The following is a 19,960-nucleotide window of genomic DNA, read 5'->3' as shown; positions in this document are numbered from 1 at the left end:
AAGTGGAGTTAATCTCCACTTATAATTTTTATTAAATACATAAAGGAGATACAACATGGGGTTAATTTATAAAGTTGCTGATCAAGCTTGGGAATTTGAACGTATACATGAATTGAATTATAAAACATTTGTAGAAGAAATTCCGCAACATGAAGAAACGAAAGAGCGTGTTCGTATAGATCGTTTCCATGAAGAAAATACATATTTAATTTGTTTAGACGATAATAAAGTAGTAGGTATGGTTGCGTTGCGAGGAAAACGACCATTCTCGTTAGACTATAAAATTTCAAATCTAGATTTTTATTTGCAAGAACATGGAGAAAATGTATATGAAATTCGTTTGCTTTCAGTAGAACGTGCATATCGAAATGGAAGAGCATTGTTAGGTTTAATTCGCTTTTTACATCGTTATTTGCTTCTAAATGGATATGAATTGGCGCTCATTTCTGCTACAACTCGTGAACTACCTTTATATGAGCAAATGGGATTCAAATCTTTCCATACGTTAGTTGGAACAGAAGAAGCAGCCTTCCAGCCAATGTATGTTACCCCTGCTATGTTTGAAGCGTCGAATGTTGGGGGTATTATGACGAAGGAATATACGTTTTTACCTGGTCCAGTCGATATTGAAGAGAATGTTCGAAAGGCATTTTCTACTAAGCCTACTTCGCATCGTTCTAAGTCATTTCAAGTGACGATGGAAAATGTGAAAAAACGTTTACTGCAAATGACAAAAGCAAAACGTGTGCAAATCATGTTAGGAACAGGGACATTCGCGAATGATTCGATTGCTTTACAGTTACGTTCTATAAAAGGGAAGGGACTAGTATTAACAAATGGGGAATTTGGTAATAGATTAGTTGGACATGCAACACGCGCACAATTACATTTTGATACGTATAAAAAAGAATTGGGAGAACCGTTTATTTATACAGAATTAGAAAAAATAATGGAAACTGGCAATTATGAATGGCTTTGGTTTGTTCACCATGAAACGTCAACTGGAATGTTAAATGATTTAGACGGGCTAAATACTCTTTGTAACAAGCGTCAAATGAAATTATGTGTAGATTGTATCAGTTCGATTGGAGCAATACCGATAAATTTAAAGGATGTATATTTTGCAAGCGGCGTTAGCGGAAAGGCAATTAAATCGTTTACTGGATTATCTTTCGTTTTTTATAATCACAATGTGAAAGTAAATGAGACATTACCGGCCTATATGGACATTGGTATGTACGAAGAAAATGAAAGTATTCCATATTCTCATTCATGGAATTTAATGTATGCATTGCAAGAAGCATTAAAAAGATTCGAAGATGAAATGGCATTTGAAAAAATAAAAGAGACGTATGCATATATTGAACAAGCTATTACTACTATGAGTTTAAAACTTGTTTCACCTAAAGAACATGCTGCATCAATTATACTTACCATTCAATTAAATAAAGGTCTTTCTTCTAAAGCAGTAGGTGATGCGTTAGCATTACAAGGATATATTGTTCATTATGAGTCATCTTATTTACAAACAAATAATTGGATCCAAATTGCATGTTTAAATCATTATAAAGAACGTGATATGAAGAGGATGTTAAATTGTTTGCAAATGTGTGTATTACAGAATGGGGTACATATATAAAAACTTTTTCTTAACATAGATGGATTCGTATAAAGGAGCTACTGCATACGAAAACTTAGAATAGATCATTGGAAGAGGTGTTATTATGATAACTAAAAAACTACCATTACATATAGACGATATTAAAAAAGCTCAAAATATTCTAGATAGAAATGCTCGTAAAACCCCATTAGTAAAATCTTTTTATTTGACTAGTAAAACGGGCGGAGAAATTCACTTGAAATTAGAAAATATGCAATTAACAGGTTCTTTTAAATTCCGTGGCGCATTTAATAAAATGTCGCAGCTCACGGATCAAGAAAAAGAACGAGGCGTAATTGCATGTTCAGCAGGTAATCATGCGCAAGGAGTTGCATTATCTGCACATTTACTTGGTATTAAGAGTAAAATTGTTATGCCAATTTCTGCACCACAGGCGAAAGTTGAAGCAACTAAAGGATATGGATCTGAAGTGATTTTACATGGTGAAACTTTTGATGATGCAAAGGCAAAATGTGAGGAGATTACAAGGGAAACAGGTGAAACATACTTACATCCATATGATGATGTAGAGGTAATGGCTGGTCAAGGTACAATTGGATTAGACATTCTGGATGATATGTGGGATGTTGATACTGTTATTGTACCAATCGGCGGAGGCGGAATTATTTCTGGTATTGCTGTTGCATTAAAATCTTTTAATCCATCCATTAATATAATTGGTGTCCAAGCAGATAATGTTCATGGGATGAAGGCATCTTATGACAAAGGTACAATTGTAGAACATTATGAGGCACCTACTATAGCAGATGGTTGCGCGGTTAAAATACCAGGAAATTTAACTTTTGAAGTTGTAAAAGAATTAGTAGATGATATTGTAACAGTATCAGAAAAAGAGCTGGAAGTAGCGATGAAAGATTTATTACAACGTGGAAAGGCTGTTGTAGAAGGTGCGGGTGCATTAGCTACTGCTGCTCTACTGGCAGGGAAAGTTGATCAATATATTAAAGGGAAAAAAGTAGTAGCGGTAATATCTGGTGGGAACGTAGACTTACAGCGTATTTCGAGTGTTTGTGAGCAATTTTTTGTGGCGAATGAAGTGAAGTAGTATTTTAAAAAATTGTTTTATGAACAAGGAGCTAAGAGGAATGATCTTAGCTCTTTTTAATTATGCCTGTGCTGAAGAAAATAATGACTCCATTTTTACTTTGCTCTTCTCTCGAATTTCAGCATCTGCGTGTCTCATAACATATTTATGCGCTACAGCGATTGCTAAAACATCATCTAATAAGCCAATCCCAATAATAGCAGCAATATCTGGAATGAAATCAATAGTTAATACGTAATAGGATAAAGCGGCTAATATTATGAACTTCGCTTTAGTAGGTAACCCTTTTTTTCTCATTGTGTAGTATAAAATAATACTTTCATATACGCTTGATTTCCCAAGGTTTGCTGAGCTTTTTTTGAACTTTTTCCAAAGTGTCTGTTTCTCCATATAAACACTCCTTTTACAAAAACATCGATTTTTTAAAAGGATAGACAAAGAAGTAGGGAAATAATCAATTTTATTGTTTTTCTTATTGTATATTCCATAAAAATAGGGAATTACCTGTTCAAAATAATAGAATGTTGGTTATGTAACGACTCACAGTGTTTTGTTACATAAGTATGTACAGTAAAATGTATGTGGATGATTTATTTATTATTAAAAATTGAATAAAGGGTATGGGGGAAGAAAAATGAAGATAATAGAACTACCAATTGAATTTGAATTTAATGAGGCAAAACAATGTATTTATCCGAGCTTACTTATAGTAAACAATGAATTAACTTTAGTAGATACAGGTTATATAAACTTTTTACCTTTAATTGAAGATGCAATTGTAAAACTTGGGTATGAGATGGAAAACTTAAAAAATATAATTATTACTCATTATGATGATGATCATATAGGATCTTTATATGATTTCAAAATGAAATATCCTCACATTAATATTATTGCTAGTGAAATTGAATCTAACTACATTAATGGTGAAATAAAATCGGAGAGACTAGTCCAAGCTGAAGAAATGTTAGAATGTATGCCAAATGGAGAAAAAGAATTTGGTAAATGGTTTATACAACAGCTAAAAAATATAAGACATATTTCCGTCGATGAAAAAGTAAATGATGGCCAAATGATTTTGAATAATGAATGTCAAATAGTAGCGACGCCAGGACATACTTCGGGGCATATTTCATTATATTTTCCGAATTTAAACTGTGTAATTACGGGAGATGCAGCGGTTCAAGAGAATCGTGAATTAGTTATAGCTAATCTGAATTTTTGTTTAGATTTAGAAAAAGCGGAAGAGTCTTTAAAGAGGATTAAAAACCTTAAAGCTGTAACTTATTATTGTTATCATGGAGGGAAACTTACTGTTTAAAATAATAAAAAAACGATCTTTCCTATATCGAAAAAATCGTTTTTTTAATTCATAGATTCTGCAATTTGGATTAAATCCTTTACGTTATATTTTCCTTGTATATAGCGTTTGTTACCAATTGCAATTGTATATTGAAAACCATTCTTCTGAAAGATAAGTTCATATGCTGAATCAAAATGAGGATTATATAATGCTTTTATATTATTTTTTAAGCTGTAGAACGTAGCTCCCCTATGTACATAGAAGCCTAATTTGTTTTGAACTGGTGAAACAGTGATTTTAAAAATCCCATTAATATCTTCATTGTAGTATTGGAGGTTTAAGTAATCGTTATAGATGTACCCTTGAAATTCGTGAATTTCGAACGGGAATTTTGTAGGAGTAAGTATATGTTCCTTATACTTCATTTCATATTCTTTTACGATAGTAGCTTCTTTCATAAGTGGATTGGTACCATCATAAATTTGATTCATTTGAGATATTTTATTATTTTTTGTTACTATTTCTAAAATGAAACCGATAGTAAATTCATCATTAGTGCCTTTGAAATAAGAAATAAGAATTGTAGTATCTTCTTTTGGAGATGGTACTATTTTAATTTCATGAATAGGTTTTTCCTTTTGGAAAGTAGGTAGTTCAACTCCTTCTGTTACATATGACTGCATTAATTTTTTATCATTTTTGAGTAAAGCATGTTTGAATTCACTGATTACATCTGTTTGAGATTTCGCCATTATAATTGTGGTGGATTGAAAATATAGTAAGAAAAATAAGCAAAAAATTTTTATGAATGTAGTAGTTAATTTTATTATCATATAACTATCTTTCCATAAATTTGAAATATATATGTATAGGAGGAGAGAAGATGAGTTTATTGCTTGATGTAATAATGGATATAATTTTATTTTACCCTCGAAATGACATGAAATTAAAACATCATATTGCCAAATTAAGTGAATTTGAGTGGTTTCGAAGGCTACACGAAGATACAAAGTATACGAGATTAATTTGGAGTAATAGAAAAATTAAAAAGTTCATTTTGTCTTCTACTAACATGGAAGCATTAATAAATTCGGAGGAAAAACAAAAAGAATTTATTCATCTAGTACACGAGGAATATAAAAAAAGAAGATAAGAATTTTTTTATTTTTCATATTTGGCCAAACAAATGGTACAATGAAAGCTAATGTGAAAAATAAGGAAAAGAAGTGGTCTATTTGAAAAACTTTTTAGAATTAGGAATTAGTGAAACTTTTAATCATACATTACGTGAAAATGGAATTACAGAAGCAACACCAATTCAAGAGAAAGCAATTCCGGTAATACTGTCTGGTAAAGATATAATTGGTCAAGCAAAAACTGGAACAGGTAAAACACTTGCATTCGTGTTACCGATTTTAGAAAAAATCGATCCAAAATCTAGTGATGTTCAGGCTTTAATTGTTGCGCCAACAAGGGAACTAGCACTGCAAATTACAACTGAAATTAAAAAAATGCTTGTTCAAAGAGAAGATATTAATGTACTAGCGATTTATGGCGGGCAAGATGTAGCGCAACAATTGAGAAAATTAAAAGGTAATACACATATTGTTGTAGCGACACCAGGACGACTATTAGATCATATACGACGTGAAACAATTGATTTAAGTAATCTTTCAACGATTGTACTAGATGAAGCTGATCAAATGCTTTATTTCGGTTTCTTATATGATATTGAAGATATTTTAGATGAGACACCTGATAGTAAACAAACGATGCTATTCTCAGCAACGATGCCAAAAGATATTAAAAAATTGGCGAAACGTTATATGGATGAGCCGCAAATGATTCAAGTACAAAGTGAAGAAGTAACGGTAGATACAATTGAACAGCGTGTCATTGAGACGACAGATCGTGCAAAGCCAGATGCACTTCGTTTTGTTATGGATCGTGATCAGCCATTTTTAGCTGTTATTTTCTGTCGTACAAAGGTTAGAGCAAGTAAGCTTTATGATAATTTAAAAGGACTAGGTTATAATTGTGCTGAACTTCATGGTGATATACCTCAAGCGAAACGTGAAAGAGTTATGAAGAGTTTCCGCGAAGCTAAAATTCAGTACTTAATTGCGACTGATGTAGCAGCTCGTGGACTTGATGTAGATGGTGTAACGCACGTATTTAACTTTGATATTCCAGAAGATGTAGAAAGCTATATTCACCGCATTGGCCGAACAGGACGTGCAGGTGGATCAGGTCTTGCAATTACATTCGTTGCAGCGAAAGATGAAAAACATTTAGAAGAAATTGAAAAAACGCTTGGTGCACCACTGAAAAGAGAAATAATTGAACAACCGAAGATAAAACGTGTTGATGAAAATGGAAAACCGTTACCAAAGCCGGCTCCAAAGAAATCAGGTCAATATCGTCAAAGAGATAGCCGTGAAGGTTCTAGAAGTGGTTCAAAAGGTGGTCCAAGAAACGATTCAAGAAATAGTTCGAGAAATGATAACAATCGATCATTTAATAAGCCAAGTAATAAGAAAAGTAGTACAAAACAAGGTCAGCAAAGACGTGGCCGTTAAATAGTTATTATTCTAAAAGAGTCGCAATGCGTTGCGGCTCTTTTTTGTTTTTATACAATGAAGTCGATATAAGTACAAGGGTGGTGCACAGAAGTAATTTTTAAAATTTCATTCACCGAATTGAAAAATTAAGAATTCATAAAGGAAATCAAAAGTAGGATGTTGTATATGTACAATAATTAGGAAACTTTTTATTAACTAAACATATAATTTAAATAGACCGACAGTCGGTCTGGTGGGAAGGGGAACTTGAATGCGAATTGTAAAGGAGTATGAGGAGCGCAGAAAGGAAATTTTAGAAACTGCTGAACGTTTATTTGTTACTAAAGGATATACGAAAACAACAGTAAATGACATTTTAAAAGAGATAGGGATAGCAAAGGGGACGTTTTATCATTATTTTAAGTCGAAAGAAGAAGTGATGGATGAAATCATTATGAGGATTATTAAAGCGGATGTTGCTAAAGCGAAAGTAATCATCTCTAATCCAAATATCCCAGTTTTAGAAAAGTTATTTCGAGTTTTAATGGAGCAATCGCCAAAATCAGGTGACATAAAAGATAAAATGATTGAACAATTTCATCAACCCAATAATGCAGAAATGCATCAAAAAAGTTTAGTACAATCCATTATACATTTATCTCCTGTTTTAGCGGAAATTTTAGAACAAGGAATCGATGAAGGCGTATTTTCTACACCATACCCACAAGAAACGATTGAATTATTACTCTCTTCAGCACAAGTCATATTTGATGAAGGTTTATTCCAGTGGAAGCCGGAAGAAATGATGAGAAGAGCGAAAGCTTATATTAAAATGATGGAAGTATCTGTTGGAGCGAAAGAAGGATCCTTTGATTATATGATCGAGGTTTTAATGAAACAGAAATAGCTTTTTTCTGTTTGGGTATTATAGACCGGCAGTCGGTCTAAATTTGAATGAAGGGTGTGATGAAGATGCCAGCAAGTATAAAATCTTCGATGAAAGATTTTCACTTAATGGTGAGTGGGCAAATTATTACTATTTTAGGATCAACACTTTTACGTTTTGCTCTGTCGTTATATGTGCTAGATATAACAGGGCGTGCTGATATATTCGCAGGATTATATGCTGTTACGAGTATTCCGTTTTTGTTAGCCCCTGTTGGCGGAGCGATAGCAGATCGTTTCAATCGCCGTAATGTAATGGTCATTTTTGATTTTATTAACGCTGCGATTGTATTAAGCTTTATAGTTTTATTATTTACTGGATCTGTATCTATTATATTGATTGGGACAATTATGTTTTTACTAGCAGTTATTAGTGCAATGTACTCACCAGTTGTAATGGCAAGTATTCCGCAATTAGTTCCTGAGAAAAAGTTAGAACAAGCGAACGGTATCGTAAATGGTGTGCAAGCACTATCTAATATAGTTGCGCCTGTATTAGGTGGAATATTGTACGGCATAATTGGTTTGAAAATGCTCGTAATAATAAGTTGCTTCGCTTTCTTTTTATCTGCGATTTTAGAATTGTTTATTACAATACCTTTTATAAAAAGAGCGCAAGAAAGCCATATCATACCGACAATTGTAAAGGATATGAAAGAAGGGTTTATATACGTTTTAAAACAACCATTTATTTTGAAATCTATGCTTTTAGCCGCATTACTAAATTTAATACTAACACCGCTATTTGTAGTTGGTGCTCCAATTATTATAAGAATAACAATGGAAAGTAGCGATACTTGGTATGGAATTGGAATGGGGTTGATCGATTTTGCTACTATTTTAGGTGCATTATCAATAGGTTTTTTTGCGAAAAAACTACAGATGAAAACACTGTATTACTGGATGTTTTTAATAGCTTTATTAGTAATACCAATGACACTATCAGTTACGCCATTTATTCTTAATTTAGGATACTATCCATCATTTATCCTCTTTATACTTTCTTCTATTCTAATTGCAATGATCATGACAAGTGTATCCATCTATGTGATTACTGTAGTCCAAAAGAAAACACCAAATGAAAACCTAGGAAAAGTAATGGCAATTATAATAGCAGTATCTCAATTTATGGCGCCAATTGGGCAAGTCGTTTATGGTTTTATGTTTGAAGAATTCAGTATGAACATTTATTTACCTATATTAGCAATTAGTTTCATAATGATAATAATAGCGATAGTGACGAAGAAAATATTATGGAATGAAGGGAACTAGCTTCATATGATTAAGAGAATGTTAAAACGAGATTTATCTCAAAATAAAATGATAATTACCATTTTATTTATGTTTATCATGTTATCAAGTCTTTTAATGGCTAGTGCTTCAAGTAACGTTATAAATCTATTGAATTCAATGGATCAATTGTTTAAAGTATCAAGCGCACCGCATTTCGTACAAATGCATGCTGGAGAAATAAATCAAAAGTCAATCGATTTATTTGTTAAAAGAACGCCTATTATAAAAAAACAGCAAACGGCTGAAATGGTTCAAATAAATGGAACCAACATTTTTATAAAGAAGAAAAATCAAGCGGAACATAATAGTGTAATGGACATTAGCTTCGTGAAACAAAATAGTAATTTTGACTTTTTATTAAATTTGAATAATGAAGTGGTCGATGTTAGGAAAGGGGAAATAGGTGTACCCATTTATTATATGCAAAAATATAATTTGCATATTGGAGATAAAATATGGGTTGTTAAAAATAATAATGAACTAGAATTTACTATTTCAGCATTTGTTCGTGATGTTCAAATGAACCCATCAATTGTTAGTTCAAAACGATTTGTAATAAGCAATGAAGATTTCGAAAGAATAAAGGGGGATTTTGGAGAAAGCGAATATCTTATTGAATTCCAGCTAACAGATGTAGATAAAATAAATGAATTTGAAAACCTATACCAGTCATCGAACTTACCTCAAAAAGGTCCCTCTATTACGTATTCACTCTTTAAAACACTCAATTCATTAACAGATGGAATAATAGCTGCAGTACTTATCATAATAAGTGCATTATTAATGATAATCGCAATTTTATGTATTAGATTTACGATTATTACTTCAATGGAAGAAGACTATCAGGAAATTGGTGTAATGAAAGCTATCGGCATTAAAAGTAAAGATATTCAAAAACTATATGTAACAAAATATGTTGTTATTTCTGCTAGCGGATGTATATGTGGATATATACTTTCATTATTTGTTTCAAAAATATTCACCTCTAATATCTCACTTTATATGGGGACAGCAAATACAAGTGTTTTACATTTTGTTGTACCATTAATAGTCACAGCTTTGTTATTTCTAGCCGTTATCCTTTTCTGTCGTCTCATTTTGCGGAATTTCAGGAGAATAACAGCAATAGATGCTTTACGATCAAAAGATAATCTAGGAAAGAGGAAGGTAAAAAGTTCTTTTTCTCTCTCTCAAACTAATATTACAAATGTAAATATATTTATTGGTATACAAGATGTAGTAAAACGATTTAAGTTATATCGCGTAAGTATCGTATTAATCATAGCCGTGTTCATGATTGTTGTACCTGTTAACTTTTTGTATACGATTCAGTCACCGAAGTTTGTAAATTATATGGGAACAGGAAAAAGTGATATTCGAATAGATTTACAGCAATCTGAAAATATAGAGAAACGATTTAAGGATGTAATTTCATATATACGAAATGGTGAAGAAGTAGAAAAATATGCAGCATTTGTAACGAGTACATTTAAAATGGTGAACGCTGATGGTACACATGAAAACTTAAATATAGAAGTAGGAGACTTCACTCAATTTCCAGTAGACTATATTCAAGGTATGGCACCAAAAAATGAAAATGAAATTGCTCTTTCTTATATGAACGCAAATGAATTAAAAAAGAATGTAGGGGATCATATCGTTTTATTTGTGGATGGGAAAGAAGAAACACTAACGATTAGTGGTATGTATCAAGATGTAACGAATGGTGGGAAAACAGCTAAAGCTAGTTTTTCTAATAATAATGAAAATATATTATGGTATGTAGTAAATGTAGATACGAAGCCTACTGTGAATCTGCAAGAAAAAGTGAAGGAGTATAAACAAAATTTTAATTCTGCAAAAATAACAGATACGGATGATTATTTAACGCAAACTTTAGGAGAGACAATTAAACAATTAAGACTCGTGACTCAAGTGGCTATTTTGATTGCGATATTGATATCAGTTTTAATTACTGCGATGTTTTTTAAAATGTTATTAGCAAAAGACTCCTCCCAAATATTAATAATGAAAAGTATTGGTTTTTCTAGAAAAGATATTCGTATACAGTATATAACACGTTCTATCGTCATTGTATTATTAGGCATTGTGACAGGGACATGTATAGCTGCTACACTTAGTGAAATGTTAGTAAGTTGGTTAGGCTCATTTATGGGAGCAGCTCATATAAAGTTTGTCGTAAATCCCATCGTTTCTTATGTAATATGTCCAGCTATTTTATTTATATCTGTGACTGCAACAACAATTTTCAGTAGTTTTACTATGAAGCAAACAAACGATGTAAAGTCAAATGGGGAGTAGGGGTGTATCACTTGAAAAAAAATTTAGAAGTAAGGCAATTAAACAAAACATATTCAATAGATGGAAATGCAAATTATCACGTGCTAAAAAATATAGATTTAGAGGTTTATGAGGGAGAATTTGTATCGGTTATGGGGCCTTCTGGTTCTGGGAAATCGACGTTACTATATAATATTAGTGGAATGGATCAAATGTCATCAGGAAGTGTGAAAATTGGTAGTAAAGAAATATCTTGTATGAAAGAAGAAGCGTTAGCCAAATTGCGCCTTACTGAAATAGGATTTATTTTTCAGCAGAGCAACCTTCTTAGAAACTTGAATCTATTTGATAATATCATTTTGTCTGCATATTTAGCGAAATGTGAGAGTAAGAAAATAGTAAATCAACGTGCTCTGGAGCTAATGGGGAAAATGGGGATAAGTGATATAGCGTCTCATTATATAACCGAAGTATCTGGAGGGCAATTACAAAGGGTCTCTATATGTAGAGCGCTTATTAATAATCCAAATGTTATTTTTGCAGATGAGCCGACTGGTGCTCTAAATTTAAAATCAACAGAAGAAGTAATGCAAATATTATTAAATATTAACCGTGATGGAACGACTATTATGTTAGTAACTCATGATGTAAAGGTAGCAGCGAAAACAGAAAGAGTTCTTTTTATGGCAGACGGTGAAATTGTTAGTGAAATACAGTTAGGTAAGCTTAGGAACGATGATTTAAAAGCGCGAGAAGAGAAGTTGTTAAAATGGTTAGCTGTACTTGGATTTTAAAGACAAAAACTCCTATTGGGTATAGGAGTTTTTTCTTTGCTTGAAAGTTCAATAATATTTATAATAATTTTCTGACTATTAAATTTAGGGGGATATAAATGAAAAGTGAAACTTTGCATACTCAAGAAGATATTACTAAAATGCTCGATTCATTATTAAGATCGGCAGAACCATTTTGGAATGAATTTTATGCGAATAGAGAAAAAGATGTTCCGTTTTTTGAAAATGTTCCGGATGAGAATCTGGTTTCATATATAGAAACAGGATGGGTTTCCAAAGGGAAAGTGCTGGAACTTGGATGTGGCCCAGGAAGAAATGCAATTTATTTAGTGACTGAAGGATTTGATGTAACAGCAGTGGATTTATCTATAGAAGGCATTAATTGGGCGAAAGAGAGGGCATTAGAAAAAGGAATAGGAATTCACTTTATTTGTGATTCAATTTTTAATTTAGAGGTTCAAAATGAATTTGATTTTGTATACGATTCGGGTTGTTTACATCATATTCCACCACATAGAAGGATACATTATGTGGATTTAATTAAAAACTCATTGAAATCGGGTGGTTATTTCGGATTAACATGTTTTGCAGCAGGTGATTTAGATGAGCGAAATGGATCAGAAATAACAGATTGGGACGTATATAGAGGTTGGAGTTTACAAGGTGGTCTTGCCTATTCGGATGAAAAATTAAGGGAGATATTTAAAGAGTTTGAAGTGATTGAAATTAGGAAGATGAAACAAATTGAACAACCAAATACTATGATTGGAGAGTCATTTCTTTGGACAGCATTATTTAAGAAGAAATAAGGAAGTAGATAATTGACAAACTCATCGTTTTTATAGACAATACATTTACAAGAATATACGTTCGGTTTTTGTTAGCCGGTGTATGTTTTACATAAATACATAACAAGGGGCTGTCTCCATATGAGTAACACAAATCAAAAAATTACTACGTTTTTAATGTTTGAGGGCAAAGCTGAGGAAGCGATGAATTTTTATACGTCGCTATTTGATCAATCAGAAATTGTAAGTATTTCTCGCTACGATGAAAATGGACCTGGTAAAGAGGGAACCGTAATTCATGCAACTTTTACGCTAAATGGCCAAGAGTTTATGTGTATTGATAGCTATGTAAATCATAATTTTACATTCACTCCAGCTATGTCTCTTTATGTAACTTGTGGGACAGAAGAAGAGATTGAAACGGTCTTTCATAAACTAGCGCAGGATGGAGCAACTCTTATGCCTTTAGGTTCTTATCCGTTTAGTAAAAAGTTTGGCTGGTTAAATGATAAGTATGGTGTATCTTGGCAGTTAACTCTTGCTGAATAAAAAAGAAAAAGCGTAGCGTATTTGTTTAATGGATTTAGTTAAAATCTTGAAAAATTAAATAACATAAAAAAGCGTTCCAACTGTCAACAGGTTTGGAATGCTTTTTTTATGTGGAAGTGAGTTGTTTAAAACTTACCAATTCTACGATTATTTTAAATGAATGGAATGGATGTGTAATTTTGTGTCTTTTTAGAATTTTTAGTGATTATTAATATTTATCTGTTAATATAAATATAGACAACTATGTATTAACTATCAGGCGGGTTAATAGAAAAAGGAAAGCATAAATAGTTAATAAGCTTACACATAAAATGCAACTAGATTGTTAGGAGGACTAATCACAATGGATATTACACAACAAAACAGTAATGCATGGGATAAGAAGGTTGAAGAAGGTTCTAGATACACGCAGCCTGTAAGTAGCGAGGTTATTGAGAAAAGCAAATCAGGTGAATGGGAGATTACAGTGACTACGGAAAAATCAGTTCCTAGAGAGTGGTTTCCAAAGTCATTAGATGGATTAAAGATACTTTGCTTAGCATCAGGTGGCGGACAACAAGCACCAGTTCTAGCTGCTGCTGGAGCAGATGTAACAGTTACTGATATATCTAAGAAGCAATTGGAACAAGATGAAAAGGTAGCAAAACGGGATGGTTTGACTTTAAAAACAGTACAAGGAGATATGTCAGACCTTAGTGATTTTGAGAATGAATATTTTGATATTGTTGTAAATCCTGTTTCTAATTTGTTTGTAAAAGATATTCATCTTGTATGGAATGAAGTTTCTAGGGTTTTAAAGAATAAAGGTATTCTTATTTCTGGATTTACAAATCCGTTACTATGGATTTTTGATGATAACCAAGAACAAAAAGGTATTCTTGATGTTAAACATTCAATTCCTTCATCAACATTGGATTATTTACCAGAGGATGAAGTTCAAGATTACATCGATTCAAATCAAACAATAGAATATGCGCATACTCTAGAAGACCAAATCCAAGGCCAAGTTGAAGCTGGTTTTGTTATAACAGGTTTTTATGAGGATGATTTTGGTGGAACAAGGATATTAGATAAGCATATTAAAACCTTTATTGCGACAAAAGCTATAAAGGTAAAGATGGATTAAGAATTTTTGCTTGTCATACGGGGCGTTAGTCGAAGACGGCTCTTAAAATAGAAAAGGATGGTGCTTTCCATCCTTTTCCTTATGTATTTTGAGTGTCGAAACTATTCTCAAAACAAGTTTTACACTACCAATTGTATAATTAGGTTATGCTTTTATATTAAGAATTTTGCTGGCCGAATCTTTTTCCAAGTTTAGCTAACAATTCAGGCTGATCGGCTTGGCTCATTTCAACTTCAATAAAGATAAGTTGATTCTTATTTAAAGTTATATTCGTTAAGACTTCTGCTAACTCTATTTCATTTTCCACCTTACATGTTAGACTTTTTTTTCTAATCCGAATACGTTTGCGAGTTTTGTGTAATACCACATTTGTATGTCATTATACGATTCGTTTTGGCCGTAAATTGCACGTTCAACAGTGTATCCGTTGTTCTTGATTAAAAATATAATCGGTTTCAAATTTTGACGTAGTATAGTTGATAACTCTTGGGCAGTTACTTGGAAAGAACCATCACCAATACTAATAATACAATCAGATTCATCAATTCTCTTTCGCAAATACGGAGAACTTACATCACCAGTATAAACCCCTTTAAACTGAGGGGGTTTTTCTGGGAATATTCCTTTTCCCATACTTAACGTCGCGATAGGAAACCCAGTTTTTTCTACGAATTGATGTAAATTTTATTTAGCGTGAAATCGATCTACTTCAAAATCAGCTAAAATTACAGGGTTTTGGCGTTATTTATTTTTGAAGTGGCATGTAGAAGCATTTTGTCCAATGCTTCTTTATTACTTAAAATCGGTTTATATAAAATTGGTTCTGTAGGTTTATTAATGGGTTTATTATACACATCAATCGGCAAATTAATATGAACAGGGCATTTTTTCATTCCAACATGCACGTAAAAACGGTCAATTTCCCCAGCAGCATGCTCAGGTGTTACATTTGTTTGTGTCACAGTGATTTCTCGATACATAATGGAAAAGTGATCGAACTTTCCATCGCCTAACGTATGATGGACGATTGCTCCATTTTCCATTACTTTTGTTGGTGGAGTACCCGTGATTTTTATAACTGGCACGTTTTCTGCATATGAGCCAGCAATACCGTTAATGGCGCTTAATTCTCCGACACCGAAAGTAGTAATAAGAGCAGCGATTCCTTTTATGCGAGCATATCCATCTGCAGCATATGCCGCATTTAATTCATTACAATTGCCAATCCACTTTAAATTTTCATGTGCTACTACATCATCTAAAAAGGCGAGATTATAATCACCAGGAACCCCAAATATATGTTCAATTCCTAATTCGTGTAGTCTATCCAATAAATATGTACTTACAGTATATTGTTTTTCCAAATGAATCATCTCCTAATTATGCAATGAATGTTTCAATAAACTAAATAAGTTCTAATGCGTTGATTAAAATATTCAATACTAGATTGTGGTATAATTTACATACAGGGGGAAAGTAGATGACACAGCATAAAGAAGAACAGATGAATGAGGCATTAGCATTATTTTACTTTGCATATAAAACATTTACTGAAAAGCCAGATGAAATTATAAAAGAGTACGGTATACAACGAGTACATCACCGAATTTTATTTTTTATTGCACGTTTTCCAGGGATAAGTGTAAATGAGTTATTATCACTGCTAGAAATAAGTAAACAAGCTCTACACGGACCATTACGACAACTTGTGGAAAAGAATTTAATTGAGAGTAATGAAGCTACACATGACCGCCGTGTGAAACAGTTATCTTTAACAGAAGAAGGTACAGATTTAGAGAAAAAACTGAGCGATGTTCAAAGGATGCAAATGGATGCTATTTTTTCAAAATTTGGTGAATCATGCGAAGAAAATTGGCATCAAGTTATGAATGAAATGGCAAATAGCCGATCAGGTTTTGATGCTTGGATATCGAAACGGGAAATACCAGTCGATCAAAAATAATGAGAAAATATATCTGTTTTTATAGTTTGAAAAAGAACAAATTTTATCCATGCATTTGGCAACTATGGATAAATCATAGAGTGAATGGATAAAAAGTTACATTACTAGATACTTTATACGTGTACGCGATGGAACAAAAAAATCCACATTTCCGAGAGGGGAATAATAAGGATAAAACTTGTACTTATTCGTCACGGACAAAGTTTATGGAATCTTGAAAATCGCTTTACTGGATGGACTGATGTAGATTTATCAGAGAATGGATTAAGTGAAGCAAGAGAAGCAGGAGCAATATTAAAGGAAAATGGTTATACTTTCGATGTTGCTTACACATCTGTATTAAAACGAGCAATCCGAACTTTAAGGATTGTGCTGCATGAAATGGATCTTACTTGGGTGCCTGTACATAAATCGTGGAAACTAAATGAAAGACATTATGGCGCACTACAAGGATTGAATAAAGAAGAAACTGCAAAAAAATATGGAGAAGAACAAGTTCATATTTGGAGAAGAAGCATTGATGTAAGGCCACCTGCTCTTACTGAAGATGACCCTAGATATGAAGCGAACGATCCAAGATATAAAACACTTCAAAAAGATGAATTCCCATTAACTGAATGTTTGGAGGATACGGAGAAACGAGTGCTTAATTATTGGCATTCAGAAATTGCACCGTCATTAAGAAGTGGTGAGAAAGTAATTATTTCATCTCATGGTAATACAATTCGATCGCTAGTGAAATACTTAGACAACCTTTCAAATGATGGAGTGGTTTCATTAAATATTCCAACTAGCATTCCGCTTGTTTATGAATTAGACGAAAATTTACGTCCGATTCGTCATTATTACTTAAGTATTGATGGAGAAGTACCTGAAGGGGAAATTCCGAAACATATTTCTTTTTAACATGAAAATTTGTAACGCGTGCTTGTCTACATATACAATGTAGATTCATGATAAAAAGACGTGGTACCTTCTAATGTATATGCGATATTGCTAAATTTAGAAGCTTGTCCACGTCTTTTGTCATAAAGAGAGCTGCTTGTGCATGTAATGATATCGTGAGTAGTTTTTGAATGGAGGGTGATGTGATTGGTGATCTCTAACATTCGAATCGGCTTATTTATTTTAGCAATCGTTTTTCTAGTACTTGTTTTCTTTTACTGGAGAAACGAAGAGTTATACGAGGAGAAAAAGCAACGTATTAGAAAGACCTGGTATGGGTTGTTTATAATATCAGTCACCGTATATTTCATGATAAAAGGAATTGATTTAACCCTCTGGAAAAATCTTTTAATGTTCACTGCAATGGTTATTTTCGTTGATATCGCATTTATTTTAACACCTAATATTTCAGAAATATGGGGAGCGAAATTTAGTGATATCGGCAAGACTGTTCAATCGATAAAACGGTCATTAATTGCTTCTAAAGCAAGAGGAGAAATATACACGACAATTATTCAAAATGTTAATCCAGCAGTATTCGGTACGATGGAATGGCATACAGAAGAGGAATATACAAAAAGCTTAAATGCATTTTTAGATTCATATGGGGAAAAGGTTGGTGCGAAAATTGTTGTTTTTGAAGCCGCGAAGGAATTAAATACAAACTTTCGTGGTATTCGCTCGCAATTTAGTATTATTGTTCCCGTAGAACACGTTGAACAGTTGAATGAGCAAAAAGCTGTTCAAATAGAAAACGTTGGGATTATACCAGCAAAAATAGTAAGTGATGTTTTCATTGTTATTGATGGGAAGAAAAATAACCTGCAAGATCGAGATTTTGAAAATGTATATAATTTAACTATACATCATAGTTATTTTAGTAAGTAGGACAGAATTTTCTGTCCTACTCTTTTATACATAAATTCGGAATAAATCGGAAAAAGTTGAATAAAATCGGACAATCATTCCTACACTAGCACGTAGAGGTGATTGTAGTGATAAAAGATTATGACAATGATTTTTTTAAAGAAGACAATGAAGATACGACAGATTTCTCGTTAATAAAAGGAGATACATTACAGCAAGTAGAAGAATTAGAAGAAGAGTTAAAAAGAAAATCATGATTGTACACTTTGTCTGCATTTGCTATATAATATAAATAGAAGATTGTATCTTTTTAAAGAGGGGGAGAAGAGATGGCTGAATTAAATGTACAAAAGTCTTCATTTTTTAAAGAAAAAAAAGAAGAACTAAATACAGATTTCTCTCTTGTGAAAGGTGCATTAACGGAAAATGTAAATCGATTAGAAAAATTTGTAGAGGCAATTCCATATAAGTATATAAAAGAGAATGCGTAAAAACATTCTCTTTTAAATTACCTCTTTATGATTTGTTTATGCGTCATTTCTTTTTTTTGTTTAAAAATGATTTTATACATATAATACCCAAGGGATGCAAAAATGAATCCAATAGCAGCACCAACTATTTCTTTCATAAACAATAAGTATAACGAAGCAATAATTAGGGTAAATAAGATTAAAATTAATACATACTTTGAAATAAATTCTAACCCTTTGTACACTAGTAGAATGACACCTGAAAGAACAGTGATGATAGGTAATATCCTATTTTCGAAAAAGCCTTCTTTTTTTTTGCTAGAATGCTGTTGTTTATTCAATATAAATATACTCCCATCTGAAAGGATTAATCTTTTATTAGTTTTGCTATTTCATTTTCGAAAAGATTTTTGGTTAAATAGGTTATATCAAAGGAATCATTTATTATATTTCGAGTTAATAGCCATTGGGAAAAAGATTTATCTAATTTCCCTAATGATGCAGCAGTTTTTTCTAATGTTGAAAAGTCTTTTAAGGGAATTAATTTATTCCATATTTCTCCTGCCTTACCATTAACCCATTTACGAGTGACGATATCCACTAAATCATTTCTTTTTTTGTTAGGAAGAACATTTAATACACCTGCCATTATACCTAATTTAACGGTGGGAGATAATGAGGTCATCAATCCCTTTTTGAGAGATTCGAGCAAACTTCCCTCATTTGTAGATAACTCAGCTCCTGTTTCATTATCTACTTTTCTGAATTTTTCGGCCGCTCTTTTTAGTTGAATTTCAATCTGTTGAAGGCAGTGAATATATTTATTCATTACTTGGCTAGATTGTTGAAAATCATAATAAAATTTTTCTTTGGTAGAACCATACCAAATTGATTCAAGATATGAGATATCTTGTCGAAGGTTAGTAAATTGTACTTGTGCTTGCTCTTGAGCACTTTTAAACTTGTTAACGGAAGATTCTAATAATTCTGGAGTCACGATGATATTCAATATGGTTAATCTCCTTGTATGAAAAATTATTTTAACCAAAAATATATTAGATGAAAATTCCATTAAAATCTACTTTTATATAATATCAAATATTATTATTAAATAGTAGATTAATATTGGTAATTTTATGATAATTAACAAAAATAAAAAAGAGAGAATTCCAGGTAGGAGTTGAAGATATAACAGATTTCTCGTTAATAAAAGGAGATACATTACAGCAAGTAGAAGAATTAGAAGAAGAGCTAAAAAGAAAATCATGATTGTACACTTTGTCTGCATTTGCTATATAATATAAATAGAAGATTGTATCTTTTTAAAGA

The 19,960-nt window shown here is 32.2% G+C and carries 21 protein-coding genes and 1 pseudogene; 17 read left to right on the top strand and 5 right to left on the bottom strand.

Translation table 11 applies throughout. From position 1 onward, the window contains the following. Nucleotides 1-55: 55 nt before the first annotated feature. Both JDS80_RS25475 and tdcB read left to right on the top strand, forming a co-directional pair. Nucleotides 56-1,639, top strand: coding sequence for an aminotransferase class V-fold PLP-dependent enzyme (locus tag JDS80_RS25475; RefSeq protein ID WP_071745920.1), 1,584 nt, complete (start codon nucleotides 56-58; stop codon nucleotides 1,637-1,639). Nucleotides 1,640-1,724: 85 nt separating this feature from the next. Then, nucleotides 1,725-2,726: a bifunctional threonine ammonia-lyase/L-serine ammonia-lyase TdcB gene (gene tdcB / locus JDS80_RS25470; protein WP_071745921.1), complete on the top strand. Its 1,002-nt coding sequence runs from the start codon at nucleotides 1,725-1,727 to the stop codon at nucleotides 2,724-2,726. Between the two features lie 60 nt (nucleotides 2,727-2,786). Here the strand turns inward: tdcB and JDS80_RS25465 are convergent, their stop codons facing one another. After that, nucleotides 2,787-3,116 carry a YkvA family protein gene (locus JDS80_RS25465; RefSeq protein ID WP_071745922.1) on the bottom strand — a complete coding sequence of 110 codons (330 nt, stop codon included), beginning with the start codon at nucleotides 3,114-3,116 and terminating at the stop codon, nucleotides 2,787-2,789. Nucleotides 3,117-3,360: 244 nt separating this feature from the next. On the opposite strand from JDS80_RS25465, the gene JDS80_RS25460 reads away from it, so the two are divergent. Then, nucleotides 3,361-4,047, top strand: a complete 687-nt coding sequence (locus JDS80_RS25460) for an MBL fold metallo-hydrolase (RefSeq protein WP_199640246.1) — start codon at nucleotides 3,361-3,363, stop codon at nucleotides 4,045-4,047. Between the two features lie 44 nt (nucleotides 4,048-4,091). On the opposite strand, the gene JDS80_RS25455 is transcribed toward JDS80_RS25460, so the two are convergent. After that, nucleotides 4,092-4,862 carry a hypothetical protein gene (locus JDS80_RS25455; protein ID WP_199640245.1) on the bottom strand — a complete coding sequence of 257 codons (771 nt, stop codon included), beginning with the start codon at nucleotides 4,860-4,862 and terminating at the stop codon, nucleotides 4,092-4,094. Between the two features lie 50 nt (nucleotides 4,863-4,912). Between JDS80_RS25455 and JDS80_RS25450 the strand changes: the two genes are divergently transcribed. From JDS80_RS25450 to JDS80_RS25410, 9 genes are all read left to right on the top strand, one after another. Then, nucleotides 4,913-5,182 (top strand): hypothetical protein, encoded by a 270-nt coding sequence (locus JDS80_RS25450; RefSeq protein WP_071745925.1) that lies wholly within the window; start codon nucleotides 4,913-4,915, stop codon nucleotides 5,180-5,182. Between the two features lie 73 nt (nucleotides 5,183-5,255). Then, entirely contained in the window at nucleotides 5,256-6,608 is a 1,353-nt protein-coding gene (locus JDS80_RS25445; RefSeq protein WP_071745926.1) for a DEAD/DEAH box helicase, read from the top strand. A gap of 253 nt (nucleotides 6,609-6,861) precedes the next feature. Beyond that, complete coding sequence (locus tag JDS80_RS25440; RefSeq protein WP_071772510.1) at nucleotides 6,862-7,497, top strand: TetR/AcrR family transcriptional regulator; 636 nt, start codon at nucleotides 6,862-6,864, stop codon at nucleotides 7,495-7,497. Between the two features lie 47 nt (nucleotides 7,498-7,544). After that, nucleotides 7,545-8,807, top strand: coding sequence for an MFS transporter (locus tag JDS80_RS25435; RefSeq protein ID WP_274605848.1), 1,263 nt, complete (start codon nucleotides 7,545-7,547; stop codon nucleotides 8,805-8,807). A 6-nt stretch (nucleotides 8,808-8,813) separates the two neighbouring features. Continuing rightward, entirely contained in the window at nucleotides 8,814-11,150 is a 2,337-nt protein-coding gene (locus tag JDS80_RS25430) for an ABC transporter permease (protein WP_199640244.1), read from the top strand. An 11-nt stretch (nucleotides 11,151-11,161) separates the two neighbouring features. Next, nucleotides 11,162-11,923 carry an ABC transporter ATP-binding protein gene (locus JDS80_RS25425; RefSeq protein ID WP_071746265.1) on the top strand — a complete coding sequence of 254 codons (762 nt, stop codon included), beginning with the start codon at nucleotides 11,162-11,164 and terminating at the stop codon, nucleotides 11,921-11,923. A 98-nt stretch (nucleotides 11,924-12,021) separates the two neighbouring features. Next, nucleotides 12,022-12,732: a class I SAM-dependent methyltransferase gene (locus JDS80_RS25420; RefSeq protein ID WP_199640243.1), complete on the top strand. Its 711-nt coding sequence runs from the start codon at nucleotides 12,022-12,024 to the stop codon at nucleotides 12,730-12,732. A 120-nt stretch (nucleotides 12,733-12,852) separates the two neighbouring features. Further along, nucleotides 12,853-13,260, top strand: coding sequence for a VOC family protein (locus tag JDS80_RS25415; RefSeq protein WP_071745930.1), 408 nt, complete (start codon nucleotides 12,853-12,855; stop codon nucleotides 13,258-13,260). Between the two features lie 343 nt (nucleotides 13,261-13,603). Beyond that, a complete protein-coding gene (locus JDS80_RS25410) occupies nucleotides 13,604-14,386 on the top strand; it encodes a class I SAM-dependent methyltransferase (protein ID WP_071745931.1) in 783 nt (260 codons plus the stop codon). A 157-nt stretch (nucleotides 14,387-14,543) separates the two neighbouring features. Here the strand turns inward: JDS80_RS25410 and JDS80_RS25405 are convergent. Beyond that, nucleotides 14,544-15,759: pseudogene (locus tag JDS80_RS25405) on the bottom strand (alpha-keto acid decarboxylase family protein). Between the two features lie 107 nt (nucleotides 15,760-15,866). Between JDS80_RS25405 and JDS80_RS25400 the strand changes: the two are divergent. The 5 genes from JDS80_RS25400 (at nucleotide 15,867) to JDS80_RS25380 (ending at nucleotide 18,652) form a co-directional block, all read left to right on the top strand. Further along, nucleotides 15,867-16,349: a MarR family winged helix-turn-helix transcriptional regulator gene (locus tag JDS80_RS25400; protein ID WP_071745932.1), complete on the top strand. Its 483-nt coding sequence runs from the start codon at nucleotides 15,867-15,869 to the stop codon at nucleotides 16,347-16,349. A gap of 171 nt (nucleotides 16,350-16,520) precedes the next feature. Next, nucleotides 16,521-17,255: a 2,3-diphosphoglycerate-dependent phosphoglycerate mutase gene (gene gpmA / locus JDS80_RS25395; protein WP_199640249.1), complete on the top strand. Its 735-nt coding sequence runs from the start codon at nucleotides 16,521-16,523 to the stop codon at nucleotides 17,253-17,255. Between the two features lie 189 nt (nucleotides 17,256-17,444). Continuing rightward, nucleotides 17,445-18,182 carry a type II toxin-antitoxin system SpoIISA family toxin gene (locus JDS80_RS25390; RefSeq protein WP_116733469.1) on the top strand — a complete coding sequence of 246 codons (738 nt, stop codon included), beginning with the start codon at nucleotides 17,445-17,447 and terminating at the stop codon, nucleotides 18,180-18,182. A gap of 107 nt (nucleotides 18,183-18,289) precedes the next feature. Further along, nucleotides 18,290-18,418 (top strand): hypothetical protein, encoded by a 129-nt coding sequence (locus tag JDS80_RS25385; RefSeq protein WP_029438356.1) that lies wholly within the window; start codon nucleotides 18,290-18,292, stop codon nucleotides 18,416-18,418. 72 nt (nucleotides 18,419-18,490) lie between these two features. Next, nucleotides 18,491-18,652, top strand: a complete 162-nt coding sequence (locus tag JDS80_RS25380; protein WP_071745935.1) for a hypothetical protein — start codon at nucleotides 18,491-18,493, stop codon at nucleotides 18,650-18,652. 17 nt (nucleotides 18,653-18,669) lie between these two features. Here JDS80_RS25380 and JDS80_RS25375 read toward each other — a convergent pair whose 3' ends face one another. Together JDS80_RS25375 and JDS80_RS25370 are read right to left on the bottom strand one after the other, a co-directional pair. Next, a complete protein-coding gene (locus tag JDS80_RS25375; RefSeq protein ID WP_071745936.1) occupies nucleotides 18,670-18,972 on the bottom strand; it encodes a hypothetical protein in 303 nt (100 codons plus the stop codon). A 26-nt stretch (nucleotides 18,973-18,998) separates the two neighbouring features. Then, a complete protein-coding gene (locus JDS80_RS25370) occupies nucleotides 18,999-19,640 on the bottom strand; it encodes a WXG100 family type VII secretion target (protein WP_199640242.1) in 642 nt (213 codons plus the stop codon). Nucleotides 19,641-19,960 lie beyond the last annotated feature (320 nt).

It is taken from the genome of Bacillus cereus group sp. N8 (genome assembly GCF_016483685.1).
Classification (GTDB): Bacteria; Bacillota; Bacilli; order Bacillales; family Bacillaceae_G; genus Bacillus_A; species Bacillus_A proteolyticus.
This window is presented reverse-complemented; position numbering and strand designations above follow the sequence as displayed.